This is a genomic window from Streptosporangium sp. NPDC000396 (assembly GCF_042898655.1).
Taxonomy (GTDB): Bacteria; Actinomycetota; Actinomycetes; order Streptosporangiales; family Streptosporangiaceae; genus Streptosporangium.
This window is the reverse complement of the sequence record NZ_JBIAZA010000029.1, coordinates 106,044-123,392: the sequence shown is the minus strand read 5'-3', so window position 1 is coordinate 123,392 and position 17,349 is coordinate 106,044. Positions and strand designations below refer to the sequence as shown.

Here is a 17,349-nt window from a genome sequence, read left to right as displayed (position 1 = left end):
TGGTCGGCGTAGACGGCGACGCTGGCCAGTCCGGCGTCTCTGCAGGCGCGGGCGATCCGCACGGCGATCTCACCACGATTGGCGATCAGGACCTTCTGCACCGACGTCGTTCCCTTCAGACATGTGAACATGAGGCTGGCGGGCCTCCAACGGAGTGTAAGCGTCCCCTGATCGCAAGGGCACGCGGGGGCCCGCGCCACCGGGCGGGCGTCACGGCTCAGCCTGCCTCCCGGACTCGTTCACGCTTACCTTCCCAGATATGCGCCACCGTTCACATGGACGACCTGGCCGGTGATGTGCCGGGCCTCGGGGGAGGCCAGGAACCTCACGGTGGCAGCGACGTCGTCGGGAATGCCGGCGCGCCCGTTCCTGGTGCCCTCCACCCGGCGGCGTACGCCTTCTTCGGTGAGACGGCCGCGGAAGAACTCGGTGTCCATGATCAGACCGGGGGAGACCACGTTGGCGGTGATGCCGCGCGGGCCGAGCTCGGCGGCCAGGTCGGCGGTCCACGCCTCCACCGCCGCCTTGGCCGCGCCGTACGAACCGGAACCGGTGCCCCGGGCCGCGATCGAGCCGATCGTGACGATCCGGCCGTGATCGGCGAGCCGGGGGGTCAGCGCGCTCGTGACCAGTACGGCCGACATCAGGTTGGCGTTGAGGTTGGCCCACCAGCTCTCGGCCACGTCCATCAGGTCGTTGTTGTCCGTCGTGCGGTCCAGGTTGGTGTTCCCGCCCGCGTTGTTGACCAGCACGTCCACCTGGGCCGGCAACTGGCTCAGAGCCTCGCCCACGGCCACCGGGTTGGCGGCGTTGAACGCCACGTGGGAGACGCCCAGCTGGTCGGCGGCCTCCTTGAGCACCTGCTCGCGCCGCCCGGTGATGGTGACCCGGTCCCCCTGGGCGGTGAATGCCGCAGCGACGGCGAAGCCGATTCCGGTGCCTCCACCGGTCACCACAATCTCACGCATTGCCATTAGCCCCTAACGTCAAGAAAAATCAAGATAAAAAACAACGTTAGCTTCTCCGCGCGCCCGGGAAGGTCCATAGCCGCTCGGCATAACCCGGTATCACCGTGATCCACTCACCTATCGTGATTTCGTTTGGTGCCCCCCGACACCGATTCCGAAGGAGACGGGCATGAGCCAGAACTTGCTCGGCGGCAATCCCGCGGAAATGCAGCAGATGGCCACCCAGTTCACGCAGCAGGCCGACCAGGTGAGGGCCACGATGGCCGCCCTCGACCGGGAAGCCGGCAAGGTCGGCACCGCCTGGACCGGCCCTGGCGCCCAGCGGTTCAGTGAGGCCTGGCAGAACTACCGCGCGGCCTTCCAGCGCATGTCCGAGGAACTGGCCGAGGCCTCCCGGGTCATCAACACCTACCGCGGCAACATCGAGTCCGCCACGCGCTGATCCCGGTCGCCCCAGCGTCGCTCGGCATCACCCCAGCGTCGCTCGGCATCACCCCAGCGTCGCTCGGCATCACCCCAGCGTCGCTCGGCATCACCCCAGCGTCGCTCGGCATCGCTTCGGCGTCGCTCGGCATCGCTTCGGCGTCGCTCGGCATCGCTTCGGCGTCGTCTCAGTGTCGCCCCGGCGTTGTTTCAACGTCACCGAGACGCCGAAACGCCGAAATGCCGAGACGACGCTGGGGCGACCGCCGTGTTCAGGCATCGCGCTCGGCGGGCGCCCGCCGGGGTAGGTGTGCACCATGCGAGCTTCACCGCCTCCGAGGGTTGACTGGCCGGTGATGTATCACCGCTGGTCCGACATAACTTTCATCCATTGGCGGTATCCACCCGCCGTGGTTCAGCGGCTGTTGCCGCCCTGTCTCACGGTCGAGACCTTCGACGGCACGGCCTGGGTCGGCCTGACCCCCTTCCTCATGGAGGATGTGCGGACACCGGGGGTGCCGCCTCTGCCGTGGCTGTCGCGATTCCCGGAGACCAATCTGCGCACCTACGTCCGAGACGCCCGGGGGCGCGGCGGCCTGTGGTTCCTGTCGCTGGACGCGGGGTGTCTTCCCGCCGTGCTCGCCGCCAGGGCCGGTTACTGGCTGCCCTACTTCTGGTCTGACATGTCCGTGCGCGTCGACGGCGAGCAGATCGGCTACCGCTGCCGGCGCCGCTGGCCCGGGCCCTCCGGCGCACGATGGGACGCGGACGTGGAAACGGGGCCGCCGCTGGCGGAGGCCGAACACGACGAGCTGGCCCACTTCCTGACCGCCCGCTACCGGCTGTTCACCGTCGTCGCGGGCAGGCTGGCCGCGGCGGAGGTCGAGCACCCTCCCTGGCCGCTGCGCCACGTCCGGCTGCTCGCCCTCGACCAGGAGCTGCTCCGGGCGGGAGGGCTTCCCGCCCCGGACCACGCTCCCCTCCTGCACGGCTCCGCCGGCGTGCCGGTGCGGGTCGGCATGTGGAGCTGGAGCTCATGACGCATGCGCGGCGCCCGGCCGCGAAGCAGCCGGGAACGCCCGGCACGTCTGGGACGCCCGGCAGGTCTGACACGCCCGGCACGTCTGGGGCGCCCGGCAGCCCGGCATGTCTGGGACGCCTGGGACGGCCGGGCTCTGTCAGCCGGGTTCTGTCAGCCGGGCAGGGCGACCTGGACGGGAGTCATCGCGCCTAGCGTGACCAGCAGGCCACGGCCCGGGGGGCCGCCGACCGCGCCCCGTGGCAGGCGGATGGTGAACAGGTCGCCGTCGGCGGGGCTCTGGACCGACAGGAGCAGGCCCGTCCGTGTCTTGCGGGCCTCGGCCGCGAAGCCGCGGTAGGCGGTGGTCAGGTCGCCGGTGCTGCCGCCGACGATGAGGCCGTGCTCGCCGTCGCGGCCGGTGCGCAGCACCTGCTCCAGGGAGGCGCCGAGCGGCGAGTCAGGAGAGATCAGCTCGGCGTCGTCGACGATCACGACGTAGCGCTCCCGCCCGGCGACGGCCCCGTCCAGGTCGCCGCCCGCGTCCAGTACGGCCAGCACCCCCGGCGTGTCCGCCAGCGCACGCAGCGGGCTGCGCCGGGGGGTGAGGAGGACCACCGGGGTGCCACGGGCCAGCAGCGAGTGGGCGGCCGTCAGCAGGGCCGAGGACCGGCCGGATCGGGGCGGGCCCGCGACGACCGCGCCGGGGCCGTGGGCGAGCAGGTCGACGCCGAGCGGGGCCAGCCGGTCGCCCCCCGCCCCGAGCAGCGCCCACAGCGGTGACGGCGGCTCGAACGAGGGATCCAGCTCCAGCGCCTGGGCCGCGGTGATCCGCATCGGCAACGCGTCCACCCGCAGCGGCGGCTCGGAGTCCCAGACCCACTCGCCGGGCCCCATCGGTCTCCCGGAACGTCCAGGCTCCCGGGCGAACCGGGCGGCCGCCGTACGGGCGAGCGACTGCAGGACCGCGACCTGGGCGGGGCCCGAGGGGTCGTCGCAGAGCAGCGCGACCTGGCTCTCGGTGACGCCGTGTTCGCCGGTGGACAGCGCCCGGCCGGGGACGAGCGTGGCCGGCAGATCCTTGACGGGCAGCCCGGCCAGCCCGTAGTCGGCCGGATCGGCCAGGCGCAGGATCAGCCGGTCGTCGAAGACGGTGGAGATCTGCCCGATCAGCGCCGACCGGTCGCCGGTCACCACGGCGCGCAGCCCGACCGCCGGGCCCTCCCTGAGCAGCTGCATCAGCGACTCGACCAGCCGCCCGTAGTCGTAGCCCTCGAACGCGGCGACGAACCCCTCCCAGCGGTCGAGCATCAGCACCAGCCAGGGCAGCCGCGGCCCCGGGGCGGCGGCGCGGAACTCGGCCAGCGAGGCGTATCCGGCCTCGGCGAGAAGCTGCTGCCGCCGCCCGATCTCGGCGCGGAGGCGGGCCAGCAGCCGCTCCACCCGGTCGAACTGGTCGCGGGTCACCACCGCCCCGCAGTGCGGCATCGCCATCAGCGGCAGCAGCGCCCCCGAACCGCAGTCGATCGCATGCACGTGCACGTCGCCCGGGGACGCCCCCGCCGCGATCGCTCCCGCAAGGGTGCGCAGCGCGGTGGATCGCCCGCTCCGCGAGGTGCCCGCCAGGAGCAGGTGCCCTCCGTGCGCGAGGTCCAGTGCCAGCGCCCGCCGATCCTGCGCCCACGGCAGGTCCGTCACCCCGAACATCAGCGGCGGCACCTCCTCGATCCCCGCCCGGTACGGCGGCGCGCCGCCGGACGGGCCCGCGAGCTCGGGGACGACCACGAGATCGCCCAGCGGGGGAAGCCAGGGGCTGGGCTGCTCCGGTATCCCCGCGATGCGGGCGGCGTCGATCAGGGCGTCGGCGAGTAGGGAAAGGTCGGTGACGGGGGAGCCGTCGACGGCCGCGTCGCGCGTGGAAAGCGGCTGCCCCAGGTCCCGCCAGCCGACCTCCGTCACCCGTGCTCTGACCTCGCCGGAGCCTCCCGGGCCGCGCCCGCCGATCCTCGCGGCCTGTACGGCGGTCGCCGCGCCCGCGCCCGACTTCACGTAGCACCGGCCGGGGGTGGATTTGGGGATGTGCGAGGCGTCGGGCCGGTCGATCACGTCGGCGGACTCGGAGGCCTCGGTCACCCGCAGCGCGATCCGCAGTGAGGTGTTGGCCTGGATGTCGGCGGTCACCACCCCACCGGGCCGCTGGGTGGCCAGGATGAGGTGGATGCCGAGCGAGCGACCGCGCCTGGCGATGTCCACCAGCCCGGTCATGAAGTCGGGCAGCTCGCTGACCATGGCCGCGAACTCGTCGATGACCAGCACCAGCCGGGGCAGGGCGGCCAGCGGCCGGGCGTGCCCGGGCAGGGGCCTGGCCGGTGTCCTGCCGCCGGCCACGAGCAGGTCGCGGGAGGCGCGGGCCGTCTGCGTGTCGCGGAACTCGTGGTAGTCCTCGATGTCCTTCGTCCCGGCGGCCAGCAGCAGCCGCTCCCGGCGGCGGATCTCGGCGGCCAGGGAGGCCAGGGCCCGCTGGGTCAGGTGGCCGTCCAGGTCGCTGACCATGCCGACCGTGTGCGGGAGCCGTACGCACTCCTTGAAGGCGGCGCCTCCCTTGTAGTCGATCAGCACGAACGTCATCTCGTCGGGGCGGTTGGCCACCGCGAGCGAGCAGATCAGGGTCTGCAGCAGCTCGGACTTGCCCGCGCCCGTGGTGCCCGCGATGAGCGCGTGCGGCCCGTCCCTGCGCAGGTCGACGGAGAACGGCCCGTCGGGGCCGACTCCGATCACGGCCTCGGTGGTCCGGCCCCACCGCTTGGCGAGGTCCGTTCCCGAGACCGAGGTCAGCTCCAGCAGGTCCAGCAGTCGCGCGGATCCGGGCAGGGCCAGGCTGGAGTCGTCCCGGCTGACGTCGCGGATCGGGGCCAGGGAGCGGGCGAGCCGGTCGCACCAGGAGGCCGAGACCTGGTCGGCCAGGATCTCGCCGAGGTTGTCCAGGCCGCCGCCGCGCAGCTGGACCAGGCCGTCGGCGGTCGTCGCGGCGACGGTGGCGCACTCCTCGGGCAGCAGCCGCTGGTCGCCGTCGACGGCCAGGGTGTAGACGCCCGCCCGGGGGCCCTGGCGGAGCACCTGCGGCATGCCGGGCAGCGCGCGCAGGACCTGGGCGCCGTCCAGGACGACCAGCACGTCGTACGGGCGCTCGTCGTAGACGGGGGTGGGTTCGGACTGCCCCGCTCCGCCGAGGTCGCCCCAGCCGGACGGGATGCGGCCGAGCTTGGCCGACGGGCTGTCCTCCTCGCTGAGCCGCTCGTCGATCAGCGTGGCCAGCTCGTTCACCCGGCGTGCCGCGGCCTCCGGGTCGGCGCCGATCAGCGCCATGCAGTCTTCGCCGCTGCGCGGGGCGCAGTGCGGCAGCCAGCGGACCCAGTTCCACCGCTCCTCCCCGTCTCCGTGCGCGGAGAGCACCACGATCGCGAGATCGCGCGGGCTGTGCAGGGCGGCGGCCTGGCCGACCATCCAGCGGGCCAGCCCGGCCGTCACCTGACGAGGCCCGGTCAGGCCGACGACGCCCAGGCGGCGCATGGCCAGCGCCACCGGCACCGCGTGGCAGGCCGGCGGGTCGGGCATCGGGGCGTCGGCGGGGGCGGAACGCTCGGGGGTGAACTCAAGGCCGGCGGGGAGGTCGGCGAGCCCGACCCGCAGGCGCAGCGCGTCGGGGTCGTGGTCGCGCCGCTCCCACAGCCTCCGCCGGGGGCCGGTCGTGGTGAGCAGCACCTCGGCGGGGTCGGGCGCGGCGGCACGGCGTTCGGCCTCGTCGGCGGAGCGGGCGCGTTCCACGGCGGCGTCGAAGGCCTTCATCCGCTCCTTGTACTGCCTGAGCTGCTGGCGGTACTGCTTGCGGCCGTGCCGCCTGTCGCTCCACCACTGACCGATCATGATCATCGGGGTCATCAGCGCGAACAGCAGGAAGTACCAGGTCTTGAAAGCCCAGGCCATGACCAGTCCGAGCGCGGCGGGCAGGAACGCGGTCAGCAACTGGAGCCGCATGGTCTCCGCGCGTCTGGGTTCGGCGGGGACCTCGAACCGCCGCTCGCCGCCCGGCCGGCGCAGCCGGGGCGGCCGGTTGTAGGCGAGGCCGCCGTCGGGCTGGGCGTCCAGGTGCGCGTCGGGAGGCTCGACGGCCTTCAGGGTCAGCACGGTCGTGCCGCAGGTCAGCAGGGCGTGCTCGGGCCACGGCACCGGGCCTTCGAGGGGCTCGCGGTCCAGGCGCGGCGCGGCTGCCGTCCCGGGCTTCGCGGCTGTCGCGGGCTCCACGGTGATGGCGTCGGGGGTGAGCCGTACCACGGCGGTCTCGCCGGGCAGCCGGGGATCGGAGACGGCCACCGCGCAGGCGGGGTCGGAGCCGATGGTGTGGACACCCAGGCTGAGGCGGTGCACGGATCCCGCGGCGGGCCCGCCGATCACCCGGATCTCCACGATGCCGCCGGGCTCCTCGGCGATGGTGGCTCCGGCCAGGTCGCGGTCGAGGGTGACGAGGTCGCCGTCGCGGAGCAGGCCGAGCGCGGGGGCCTCGGGGGGCAGGGGGCGGCCGTCCAGCCAGAGGGTGGGAGGCTCGCCCCCGGCGGGGTCGTGGCCCAGCCCGTAGGGGGCCTTGCTGCGCGTCAGCCGCACCACGTTGGTCAGCCGCTCACCGCTCTGCCCGCTGAGTGACTCCGCGAGCCGTGCCACGGTGGTCGTCTCGTCGCCCTCGACCACGACATCGCGGTCGGTGTGCTCGCCGAGCACGGTGAGCATGATCCGCATCGCCGCTCTCCTCGGGTCGGGCCCTCGGTTCAAGGTACAGAGTGGGAACGGTCCAAGAGGAGCTGTTTGCGGCAATGCCATGGGTCACGACCCGGTTTGTGGAAAACCTGTCCACCTGTGGACAACTGTTGGGTGGTTTCGACTAGTTACGTCGTCTCTGATGGGTGTTCACCGATTTAAGTCTGCTGGAAAGGCTGTGGATGGGCCGTACGAAGCTGTGGAAAACTCAGCCGGTGCCGGCGGGATTCCGTCTGGCCCGCGTCCTGGCCTGAAGCTCGCCGGTCTTCTCCTCCAGCAGTCCGGCGTACGCGCTGACCTCGGAGGCGACCTCGGCCAGGCCGGTCGCCGCGCGGTGCAGGCTCCGCAGGACCTTCTCCGTCGCCGGTGCGGAGGCGATGTGCTCGACCCCGTGACGGCGCAGGCGCTCGACCGCCGCCCGGAGGTGAAGCCGGGTGCGTGCCGGCCTCGGCGCCCGACGCCTGAACCAGTTGGCCATGGCGCAAGCATGACACATTTTGAACGGGTTCAGGGTGAAGGAGCGCGCACGGCCTTCCGTCGGTGAAGTGAAGATGGTGAGACTTTCACCAGAAAGACATGCGCAATTGCCGGGATGGGTGTTACGGGAGTTAATTCAAGTCCTTATCACCCAGATAAGTCATCTGTCATCTATCGAAACCGTCAGATTCTTCCGGATCGACGTTGACAGCGGCGTTCCTATCAAACGAGCATGGGTCCTGGCTTTTGTCCGGCAGTTCATCGGCACGGTGCGCATAATGGCGTAAATTCGATCAGTAGTCCCAATGCTTGTGATCACTCTGGGAGTCCCCCTGCCCATGAGGACCAGTGAGAAGCCAGCGGGCCGAGCCCCGGTGAACGCCGAAAGGCAAAGTTCGCCCGGCGCCCTTTCGGGCCCGGCGTCGCGCAAACTTCCCGTGCCCCCGCGCGAGCGTAAACCCGCGCTGGCCGCCCTGGCCGTGCTGCTCATTCTGGGCGGCGCGCTTGCCACCACCCTGCTGGTCCTGCGCAGCGGCGACCGGATCTCCGCGATCGGGATCACCCAGCAGGTCGGCGCGGGCCAGCCCATCACCGAGGCGGTGATGAGAGAGGTCCAGATCGCCGACACCGGCATCGGCTACGTGGCGTGGGCCGATCGCGCCCGTGTCGCGCAGAACTTCGCCCGCGTCACCCTTATCCCCGGAACCCTGCTGATCAGAGACATGGTCGTCTCCTCCAGCAAGGAGCTGGGCCCCGGAAAGGCGATCGTGGGCCTGTCGCTCAAGCCCGGCCAGATGCCCCTGACCCTGGCGGAAGGCGACAGGGTCCAGGTGATCTACGTGCCGGGCCGGGGCGGCGGGGCCACCGCGCAGGGCCGGACGCTCGCGCAGAGCGCGCTGGTCCACAAGGTCGGCGCGCCCGGCAGGAACGGTTCGACCGGCCAGGTCGCGATCATCGTGGACACCACGCTGTCACCCACGATCGCCGCCTACTCCTCCACCGGTGAGGTCGCGCTGGCCGAGCTGCCGGGAGCGCGCTGACATGGCGCTCATCGTGCTGGCCGCTGACAAGGGTGCGCCGGGCGTGACCACGGCGGCCACCGCGCTCGGCGCGATCTGGCCGCGCCCGGTGCTGCTCGCCGAGTGCGACCCCGCGGGAGGAGACCTCGCCTACCGTCTCCCGGCCGCCGACGGCGGCGTGCTCAATCCGGCGAAAGGCCTGCTCACCCTGGGCGCGATGGCCCGGCGCGGCCTGCACGCCGACCAGATCCACCAGCACACCCAGAAGATCGTCGGCGGCCTGGACGTGCTGGCCGGGCTGACCCACGGGGAGCAGGCCGCCGGGCTGACCTGGCTCTGGGGCCCGCTCGGCCGCGCGCTGGCCGCGCTGCCCGGCGCCGACGTGCTGGCCGACTGCGGCCGTCTCGGCGGGCACCCGCAGCTGGCCGATCTGACGGCCGAGGCCGCGTTGGTGGTGCTGTTCACCAGGGCGAGCCTCGACCATGTCGCTCACCTGCGGGAGCGCCTGCAGGTGATGTCCCGGGGCCCCCAGGTCGGGGTGGTGGTGATCGCCGACCCTCGGCAGTACCGCACGACGATCGACGAGGTCCGCCGCATCGTCACCACCACCGGCAGGGAGATCGCCTTCGTGAGCGGGCTCGCGCACGACCCCAAGGGGGCGGAGCTGCTGCGCGGCCAGTGGGGCGGCCGGCTGGACCGCTCGCTGCTGATCCGCACCGCCCGCGAGCTGGCGGGCCGTCTGGTCGCCCATGTCCGTGCTCCGGAGCCCGCCACATGACCATCGACCACACGCTGGTGAAGCGTTTCCGGCAGGAGGTCGGCGACCGGCTGGCCCACCAGCGCCGCCTGGACCAGGCCAGCGGCCTGGCGCCGATGACCGGTGAGGACGAGCGCCAGTTCGCCCGCGCGCTGATCGCGCAGGTGCTTGAGGGGTTCGCGCGCGGCGAGATCGGCGTCGGCCGGACCCCGCCCACGGCCGAGGAGGAGGAGGCGCTCGCCGCGGGAATCCACGCGGCGCTCTTCGGCGTCGGCCGGCTGCAACCGCTGCTGGACGACCCCGAGGTCGAGAACATCGACATCAACGGCTGCGACCGGGTCTTCGTCGGCTACGCCGACGGCCGGGAGGCCACGAGCGAGCCGGTGGCCGACTCCGACGAGGAGCTGGTCGAGCTGATCCAGGTCCTCGCCGCCTACAGCGGCCTGTCCAGCAGGCCGTTCGACACCGCCAACCCCCAGCTCGACCTGCGCCTGCCGGACGGCTCCCGGCTCTCGGCGGTGATGGACGTGACGGTCCGCCCAGCCGTCTCCATCCGCCGCGCCCGGCTGGGCAAGGTCTTTCTCAGCGACCTCGTGGGAAACGGCACGCTGACCCCGGAACTGGGGCGTTTCCTCTCGGCCGCGGTGGCGGCCAGGAAGAACATCATGATCTCCGGTTCCACCAACGCGGGGAAGACGACCCTGCTGCGCGCGCTGGCCAACGAGATCCCGCCGTCCGAGCGGCTGATCACCGTGGAGCGCGCGCTGGAGCTCGGTCTCGACCAGTTCTCCGAGCTCCATCCCAACGTGGTGGCCTTCGAGCAGAGGCTGCCCAACTCCGAGGGCCAGGGCGAGATCACCATGGCGGAGCTGGTCCGCCGTTCCCTGCGCATGAACCCGTCACGGGTGATCGTCGGCGAGGTCCTCGGTGACGAGATCGTCACCATGCTCAACGCGATGACGCAGGGCAACGACGGTTCGCTGTCCACCATCCACGCCAACTCCTCGATGGAGGTCTTCAACCGCATCGCCACCTACGCCCTCCAGGCCGCCGAACGCCTGCCGATCGATGCCACCCACATGCTCATCGCCGGCGCGATCGACTTCGTCGTCTTCATCGAGAAGCGCAACGACTACGCGGAGGGCGGGAGACTGCGCCGTTTCGTGTCGAGCGTGCGCGAGGTGGCGGGGGTGGACGGCCGGGTGCTCTCCTCCGAGGTGTTCGCCCTCTCGCCCGACGGCCAGGTCCTGCCGCACGCCCCCCTGTCCTGCCTGGAGGAGCTCGCCCACCACGGCTACGACCCGGGAGGCTGGGCATGATCTCCGTCCCGTCCGGGCTGTTCACCCCGCTGGCGCTGCTCGCCGGCGCGGCGGTCGGCGCGGGACTGTTCCTGCTCGGCGTCGCCCTGTACGGCGTGCGCCCCCGACCGGCCGCCCCGGGTAGGAAGACCGGCAGGCGCGAGATCCTCCGAGCCCTGTCCACCCGGTCCGCGGTGGGTGCGATCGCCGGGGTGGCCGTGCTCGTGGTGACCGGCTGGCCGGTCATGGCGGTGGGAGCGGTGCTTCTGGCCGTGGGATGGCGTGGCCTGTCCGGCGGCGCGGCCGAGGAGCGTGCGGCGATGCGGCGGCTGGAGGGACTGGCCGCCTGGACCGAGTCGCTCCGCGACACCATCGCCGGAGCCGCGGGCCTGGAGCAGGCGATTCCGTCGTCGATCCGGGCCGCGGCCCCCATGCTCCGCCCTCACTTGCGCGCGCTGGTGGACCGCCTGCACACCCGGATGCCGCTGGCCGACGCGCTCCGGCTGTTCGCCGACGAGCTCGACGACCCCTCGGCCGACCTGGTCGTGGCCGCGCTGATCCTCAACTCCAGGCTGCGGGGCCCCGGCCTGCGCGACGTGCTCGGCGCGCTCGCCGTCTCGGCCCGCGAGGAGCTCGACATGCGCCGCCGGGTCGAGGCCGAGCGCCGCTCCACCCGGCGCAGCGTGCAGATCGTGGTCGGCACGGCCATCGCCTTCGCGGTCGCGCTGGTCGTGTTCAACCCCGACTACGTCGAGGAGTACGACAACGCCCTCGGCCAGGCCGTGCTCGTGGTGGTCGCCGGGTTCTTCGGCGCGGGGTTCGCCTGGATGCGCCGCCTTGCCCGTTTCGACAAGCCCGCCCGGCTGCTGGGTCTGCCTTCGGGAGGTGAGGTGCGCGATGACTGAGCCGCTGCTCGCGGGAGCCGTACTCGGGCTGGGGCTGTTCCTGCTGCTGCGGGCGCTGTTCCCGGCTCGACCCGGGCTGGTGACGCGGCTGCTGGCGCTCGACGCGGCCAGGGAGGGCACCGAGGCTCCGCGCCTGCGGCTCGTCCTTCCCGATGAGGAGGTCAGCGCCTTCCGGCGGAATCTGGGCGTACGGCTGGCGCGCTTCTACGCGGCCCGGGGCTGGGAGGCCCGTTCGGTCAAGGCGGACCTGGCCCTGCTCGGCAAGTCGTTCGAGGGGTTCCTGGCGACCAAGGCCCTGCTGGCCGTGTCCGGGCTGCTGGCGTTCCCGCTGCTGGTCGGCTGGCTGGTGCTGATGGAGTGGGGCGTCTCGCTCACCGTCCCGCTGTGGGTCGCGCTCGCCGTCGCCGGAGTCTTCTTCGTCCTCCCCGATCTGCAGATCAAACGGGACGCGGCCCGGATGCGCCGTGACTTCCGGCACGTCGTCGGTGCCTTCCTGGACCTGGTCGCGATGAACCTCGCCGGTGGGCGTGGCGTGCCGGAGGCGCTGATGATGGCGGTCTCGGTGGGCGGCGCCGACGAGGAGGGGGCCAACTGGGCGATGATCCGGATCCGTGAGGCGCTCGGTAACGCCAGGATCGTCGGGATCACCCCCTGGCAGGCCCTGGGGCAGCTCGGCGACGAGATCAACGTGGACGAGCTGCGCGACCTGTCCGCCGCGCTCGGGCTGGTGGCCGACGATGGCGCGAAGGTCCGGGCGTCCCTGACCGCCCGCGCCGCGACCCTGCGACGGCGTGAGCTGGCAGAGGTGGAGGGGCAGGCAGGCGAGCGGTCCCAGTCGATGCTCGTCGCCCAGCTCCTGCTCTGCGCGGGCTTTGTGATCTTCCTGAGTTTTCCGGCCGCTATGAAGATGTTGGGGTCCTGACCATGCTGAGTCATCCGTGGATCGTTTACACGGCCGCCCTTCTGAGCGTGCGCATCGACAAGGCACGCAACGCGCCCACCCGGGGGGCCTCCGCCGTCGAGTGGGTCATCATCACGGCCATCATCGCCGGGGTCGCGCTCGGCCTGGCCACCCTCATCAAGACCCTGGTCGAGGGGAAGCAGAACGAGATCTCCAGCCAGTTCGGCGGGGGAGGTGGAGGTGGCCAGGGCGGCGGGGAGCCGTGACCGGGAGCGGGGCGCCGCCGTCATCGAGCTGGCGATGATCATGCCGGTGGTGCTGGCCGTCATCCTGCTCGTCGTGCAGTTCGCCCTGTGGTTCCACGGGCGTCAGGTCGCCGACGCCGCCGCCAGGGAAGGCGCCCGGCTGGCCCGGATCGACACCGACTCCTGGGAGTCCGACGCCAAGGACCGGGCCGAGCAGGTGCTCAGGGCCGTCGGGCCGAAGCTCCTCGACGGCGCGACCGTGACGACCTGGGAGGAAGGAGACCGGCGAGGCGTCGAGATCACCGCCACGGCGGTCCAGGTCGTCCCGCTGCTGCCGTCCACGACCTTCACCGTCACCGCGCGCTTCGGCGGTCCCGTCGAGTGCTTCCGCCCCGACGACGGGAGCGAGGGATGCCCATGACCCCCGTGACCGCGGCCCCTTCCCACGGCGAACGCGGACGAGGGCACGGCGAACGCGGATACGGACATGCGCGGTGTGGTCACCTGCGGTGTGGTCACCTGCGGTGTGGTCACCTGCGGTGCGGACATGCGCGGTGTGGACATGCGCGGTGTGGACACGTGCGGTGCGGACGGTGCGGTGGTGAGCGCGGGTCGCTGACGGCCGAGACGGTGCTGCTGGCCCCGGTTTTCCTGCTGTTCCTGCTCTTCCTGGTCGGCGCCGGGAGGGTGGTGGAGGCCCAGGGCGAGGTCAACGGCGCGGCCAGAGACGCGGCCAGGGCCGCCTCGGTCGAACGCACACTGGCCGACGCCGAGAACGCGGCCGACGAGGCCGCCAAGGCCGCGTTGTCGGGTGAGTGCGAGCCCGAGGTCGACCTCTCGACCGGCACGAAATGGGAGGAGGGCGGCCAGGTGCGGGCGGAGGTGACCTGCTCGCTGAATCTGGACTTCCTCGGCTTCGGCGCCGCCAAGGAGATGAAGGGCGATTCGGTGGTGCCGCTTGAGCAGTTCCGGAGGGTGGATGACTCTCAGGAGTGAGGAGAGACCGGCGTCCCGGCCCCTTTCCGGCCCGATGCCCCGGCCTGCGTCCCAGGGGGTGGCGCCGCGGCCCCCTGAACTCGACGGGGGGAAAGGGCGTGGAGACGACCGGGGGTCGATGTCGGTGTTCACCGTGATCTTCTCGGTGGTGGTCTTCCTGCTGGCCGGGCTTCTGGTGGACGGCGGAGCCGCCATCAACGCCCGGCTGCGGGCCGCCGACATCGCGGAGCAGGCGGCCCGGTCGGCCGCCGACCAGATCGACGTCGAGCACCTCCGCGCCACCAACCAGGCTCGGCTGCTGGAGGAGGGCACGGTCTGCGGCAAGGCGGAGGAGATCGTCTCCGCCTACGCCACCGCCGATGTCCGCCTCGGCGAGTGCACGATCGGCGCGGGGCAGGCCGAGGTCACGGTGGCGGTCTCGGTCTCCTGGAAGGCCTTCTTCCTGGTGGCCTTCGGCTTTCCCGGCTCCGAGATGGAGGCGACGGCAACCGCCGGTCCGGACACGGGGGAGGACGTCTGATGGGTGGCCCGGCCGGGGGGAGACGCACGCCCACGCGACAGCCCGTGCGGATAAGGCCCAAGCGCACCGCGGGCGACCTGGCCGCCGGGCTCGGTGCGCTGGTCGTGCTGATCGCGCTCGTCGCCGGAGTCCCCTACGCCCTGCTCAGGCTGGCCGGGCCGCCGCTCCCGCCCGAACTGCTCGATCTCGACCTGCTGACCAGCCAGGTCGGTGTCAGTACGGTCGTCGCGATCCTCGTGCTCCTGGTCTGGCTCGCATGGCTGCAGCTGACCGTTTGCGTGATCGTCGAGATCTACGCCGGGGTGCGCCGGGTCGGCATGCCCGCCAGGGTTCCGTTCGCCGGTGGCACCCAGATGCTGGCCAACCGCCTGGTCTCGGCGGTCCTGCTGCTGTTCACCGTGTCGGCGGTGGCCGTGCCGATCGCGAAGCTGAGCGGTCCGCCGGTGGCACGTCCCGTCGTCGCCTCGGCCGTGCTGTCCGCTCCGGTCGCGGTCGAGCGGGCGTCGCTGGCGCCGGTGGAGAAGGCCAAGAAGGTCTACGTGGTGCAGCCGCCGCACGGGCGCCACCACGAGAGCCTGTGGGAGATCGCGGAGAAGTGCCTGGGCGACGGGCGGCGCTACCCGGAGATCTACCGGCTCAACCAGCACAAGGAGCAGCCCGACGGCAGCCGTCTCCACATGGCCGACCTGATCAGGCCCGGTTGGGTTCTCGACATGCCGGATGACGCCAGGAACGTCCACATCGTCCCGGCCACCCAGCCCCGGGGCGAGACCCTCAAGGACCATCCGGGCAAGCCCTCGGATCTCGACGGCCACACCCAGACCTTCACCCCCGACGGCTGGGGGCTGCCGGCGGAGGTCTCCCTCCCTCCCGACACCTCCGTCATCCCGGGCGACCGATCCGGCGGCGGGCAGGGCAAGACCGGCGCCGCCGAGACGCGCCGGGATCCCGGCTCCTCGCAGGAGTCTCACCGGGAGAGCACCGCCGAGCACGGGCGCTCCCACCGGGAGAGCACCGCCGAGCGCGACACCTCCCACAGGCAGCGCGGGGATGCGACCGCGAAGGGCGCCAAGGGGGATCCGCGCGCGGCCACCGACCCCGGCCGGGCGGAGCACCGGGATGCGGGGGCGGCGACCGGCGGGAGCGACACCGGGCAGGACTCCGGTCAGGACTCCGGGCTGGGAGTGCTCGACTACCTGGCCGGGGCCTCGCTGGCGGCAGCGGGGCTGCTGGCGGCGCTCGGCCGCAGGCGCAGACGGCAACTGTGGCATCGGGCGTTCGGGCGCCGGATCGTCCGGCCGAGAGGCGACGCAGCCCAGGCCGAGCTCGCGCTCCGGCTCGGTGCCGACGCCCCGGGCAGCCGGATGCTGGACATGGGACTCCGGCTCCTCGGCAGGTCCCTCGCGGCCCAGACCCGCGTTCCGCCCACGATTTACGCCGCGCACCTGTCCCCGCGAACCCTCGACCTGTGGATCCACCCGCCCGACGCCGACGCCCCCGCACCCTGGACCGCCCATGACGGCGGTCAGGTCTGGCGGCTCCCGGCTCACGAGGGCCGGATGCTCGACGAGCGGGCGCTCTCCGACGCGCCCGCGCCGTACCCGGGTCTGGTCTCGCTGGGCTCCGACGGCGAGGGGCGGGTGCTCGTCGACCTGGAGGCGGCCCACGGGCTGATCAGTGTCAGGGGCCCCCAGACCACAGCCGCCCTCGCCGCCCTCGCCGTGGAGCTGGCCACCAACCGCTGGTCGGATCGGATGCGCATCACGCTCGTCGGTTTCGGAGAGGAGCTGGCCGTGATCGCCCCCGACCGCATCCGATACGCGGGCAGCCTGGCCGAGGTCCTGCCCGACCTGGAGGTCAGGGCCTCCGAGCGCGGTCACGGCGACGAGGTGCTCACCGGCCGGATTCACGGCCGTGCCGCCGATCCGATCTGGCCGCCGCACTACCTGCTGTCCTCGATCGCGCCGAACGCCGACGAGGGCCGCCGCCTGGCGGCCCTCGCCAGGAAGGGCGCCCGGACGGCCGCCGGATACGTCGTGGCGGGCGACGTCCCGCACGCCACCTGGAACTGGGAGATCACCGAGGACGGCCGGGCCGCCGTGGACGCGCTCGGGTTCGAGGTGTCCGCGCAGTTGCTGCCCCGTCGCCACTACCGTGCCCTGATCGACCTGTTCCGTACGGCCGAGCGCCTCGACGGCGAGCTCCTGCCCGACGAGCCGGGGCCGGTTCCGCGGACGCCCTCGGTCGAGGTGCGGATTCTGGGCCCGGTCGAAATCGGCGGCCCGCCGCCGATGGAGGAGGGCCGCGCGGTGCTCGCCGCCGAGCTCGTCGTCTACCTGGCCACCCATCCGGGCGGTGTCCACCCGGTCGTGCTCGGCGGCATCCTCTGGCCGCGGGGCGTGCAGGCCGCGGTCAGGGACGCCACGATCGCCAGGGTCGTCGCGTGGCTGGGCGCCGACAGCGCCGGGCGGCCCAACCTCTTCACCGACGACTCGGGACGTCTGCGTCTGGGGCCTGAGGTGAGGACCGACTGGATGCTCTTCCGCGACCTCGTCCGCCGGTCGCAGGCGGACCCCGTCGCGAGCGTCGCACTTCTGGAGGAGGCGTTGAGCCTGGTGCGGGGCCCGCTGCTGAACGACCGCCCGCGTGGTCGCTATACCTGGCTGGCAGCCGACGACCTGGAGTACGACGTGACCGCCGCCGTCGCCGACGCCGCGCACCGGCTCTGCGAGACACGGCTGGCCCGCGGCGAGGTGGACCGGGCCGTGGCGGCGGTGCGGGCCGGGCTGCTGCTGGCCGCCGACGACGAGAGGCTCTGGCGGGACCTGCTGCGGGCCACCCACCTCACCGGTGATTCCGGCCGTCTGCGGGCCGTGGTCGACGCCCTGCACCGGCGGGCCGAGTCTCATCCCGAGGGCGGCGGGATGGCGCCGGAGACCGAGGCGCTCATCGACGAGCTGCTGCCCTCATGGCGGATGAGTTCGGCGCCGTCGGCATGACCGGGGTGACGGGC

General features: G+C 72.4%; 17 protein-coding genes. 13 read left to right on the top strand and 4 right to left on the bottom strand.

The window, feature by feature from the left end:
- Window positions 1-101, bottom strand: a 101-nt coding sequence (locus ACFY2X_RS36160) for a biotin carboxylase N-terminal domain-containing protein (RefSeq protein ID WP_389947531.1), incomplete at its 3' end; no start/stop codon positions are given.
- A 144-nt stretch (window positions 102-245) separates the two neighbouring features.
- The gene (locus ACFY2X_RS36155) at window positions 246-968 is read right to left on the bottom strand and encodes an SDR family NAD(P)-dependent oxidoreductase (RefSeq protein WP_389947510.1); all 723 of its coding nucleotides are present in this window, start codon (window positions 966-968) and stop codon (window positions 246-248) included.
- Between the two features lie 169 nt (window positions 969-1,137).
- Between ACFY2X_RS36155 and ACFY2X_RS36150 the strand changes: the two genes are divergently transcribed.
- Both ACFY2X_RS36150 and ACFY2X_RS36145 read left to right on the top strand, forming a co-directional pair.
- Entirely contained in the window at window positions 1,138-1,410 is a 273-nt protein-coding gene (locus tag ACFY2X_RS36150) for a WXG100 family type VII secretion target (protein ID WP_179819513.1), read from the top strand.
- Between the two features lie 298 nt (window positions 1,411-1,708).
- Window positions 1,709-2,431: a YqjF family protein gene (locus ACFY2X_RS36145; RefSeq protein ID WP_389947508.1), complete on the top strand. Its 723-nt coding sequence runs from the start codon at window positions 1,709-1,711 to the stop codon at window positions 2,429-2,431.
- A gap of 152 nt (window positions 2,432-2,583) precedes the next feature.
- Here the strand turns inward: ACFY2X_RS36145 and ACFY2X_RS36140 are convergent, their stop codons facing one another.
- Complete coding sequence (locus tag ACFY2X_RS36140) at window positions 2,584-7,200, bottom strand: FtsK/SpoIIIE domain-containing protein (RefSeq protein WP_389947506.1); 4,617 nt, start codon at window positions 7,198-7,200, stop codon at window positions 2,584-2,586.
- A gap of 226 nt (window positions 7,201-7,426) precedes the next feature.
- Complete coding sequence (locus ACFY2X_RS36135; RefSeq protein WP_389947504.1) at window positions 7,427-7,696, bottom strand: hypothetical protein; 270 nt, start codon at window positions 7,694-7,696, stop codon at window positions 7,427-7,429.
- 436 nt (window positions 7,697-8,132) lie between these two features.
- On the opposite strand from ACFY2X_RS36135, the gene ACFY2X_RS36130 reads away from it, so the two are divergent.
- The 11 genes from ACFY2X_RS36130 to ACFY2X_RS36080 all read left to right on the top strand — a co-directional run bounded on the left by ACFY2X_RS36130 (window position 8,133) and on the right by ACFY2X_RS36080 (window position 17,335).
- Window positions 8,133-8,735: a hypothetical protein gene (locus ACFY2X_RS36130; RefSeq protein WP_389947503.1), complete on the top strand. Its 603-nt coding sequence runs from the start codon at window positions 8,133-8,135 to the stop codon at window positions 8,733-8,735.
- A 1-nt stretch (window position 8,736) separates the two neighbouring features.
- A complete protein-coding gene (locus tag ACFY2X_RS36125) occupies window positions 8,737-9,492 on the top strand; it encodes a hypothetical protein (RefSeq protein ID WP_389947501.1) in 756 nt (251 codons plus the stop codon).
- The gene (locus ACFY2X_RS36120) at window positions 9,489-10,790 is read left to right on the top strand and encodes a CpaF family protein (protein WP_389947499.1); all 1,302 of its coding nucleotides are present in this window, start codon (window positions 9,489-9,491) and stop codon (window positions 10,788-10,790) included. The genes ACFY2X_RS36125 and ACFY2X_RS36120 overlap by 4 nt, the downstream gene beginning before the upstream one ends.
- Window positions 10,787-11,674, top strand: a complete 888-nt coding sequence (locus ACFY2X_RS36115) for a type II secretion system F family protein (protein WP_389947497.1) — start codon at window positions 10,787-10,789, stop codon at window positions 11,672-11,674. Before ACFY2X_RS36120 ends, ACFY2X_RS36115 begins: the two co-directional genes overlap by 4 nt.
- A complete protein-coding gene (locus tag ACFY2X_RS36110; RefSeq protein ID WP_389947495.1) occupies window positions 11,667-12,596 on the top strand; it encodes a type II secretion system F family protein in 930 nt (309 codons plus the stop codon). Before ACFY2X_RS36115 ends, ACFY2X_RS36110 begins: the two co-directional genes overlap by 8 nt.
- 2 nt (window positions 12,597-12,598) lie before the next feature.
- Window positions 12,599-12,841, top strand: a complete 243-nt coding sequence (locus tag ACFY2X_RS36105; protein ID WP_389947493.1) for a Flp family type IVb pilin — start codon at window positions 12,599-12,601, stop codon at window positions 12,839-12,841.
- Window positions 12,816-13,241: a TadE/TadG family type IV pilus assembly protein gene (locus ACFY2X_RS36100; protein WP_389947491.1), complete on the top strand. Its 426-nt coding sequence runs from the start codon at window positions 12,816-12,818 to the stop codon at window positions 13,239-13,241. The genes ACFY2X_RS36105 and ACFY2X_RS36100 overlap by 26 nt, the downstream gene beginning before the upstream one ends.
- A gap of 66 nt (window positions 13,242-13,307) precedes the next feature.
- Window positions 13,308-13,439, top strand: a complete 132-nt coding sequence (locus tag ACFY2X_RS36095) for a hypothetical protein (RefSeq protein ID WP_389947489.1) — start codon at window positions 13,308-13,310, stop codon at window positions 13,437-13,439.
- Complete coding sequence (locus ACFY2X_RS36090; RefSeq protein WP_389947487.1) at window positions 13,400-13,816, top strand: TadE/TadG family type IV pilus assembly protein; 417 nt, start codon at window positions 13,400-13,402, stop codon at window positions 13,814-13,816. Before ACFY2X_RS36095 ends, ACFY2X_RS36090 begins: the two co-directional genes overlap by 40 nt.
- A gap of 118 nt (window positions 13,817-13,934) precedes the next feature.
- Complete coding sequence (locus ACFY2X_RS36085; protein WP_389947485.1) at window positions 13,935-14,336, top strand: pilus assembly protein TadG-related protein; 402 nt, start codon at window positions 13,935-13,937, stop codon at window positions 14,334-14,336.
- Window positions 14,337-14,380: 44 nt separating this feature from the next.
- Window positions 14,381-17,335, top strand: coding sequence for a BTAD domain-containing putative transcriptional regulator (locus ACFY2X_RS36080; protein WP_389947483.1), 2,955 nt, complete (start codon window positions 14,381-14,383; stop codon window positions 17,333-17,335).
- Window positions 17,336-17,349 lie beyond the last annotated feature (14 nt).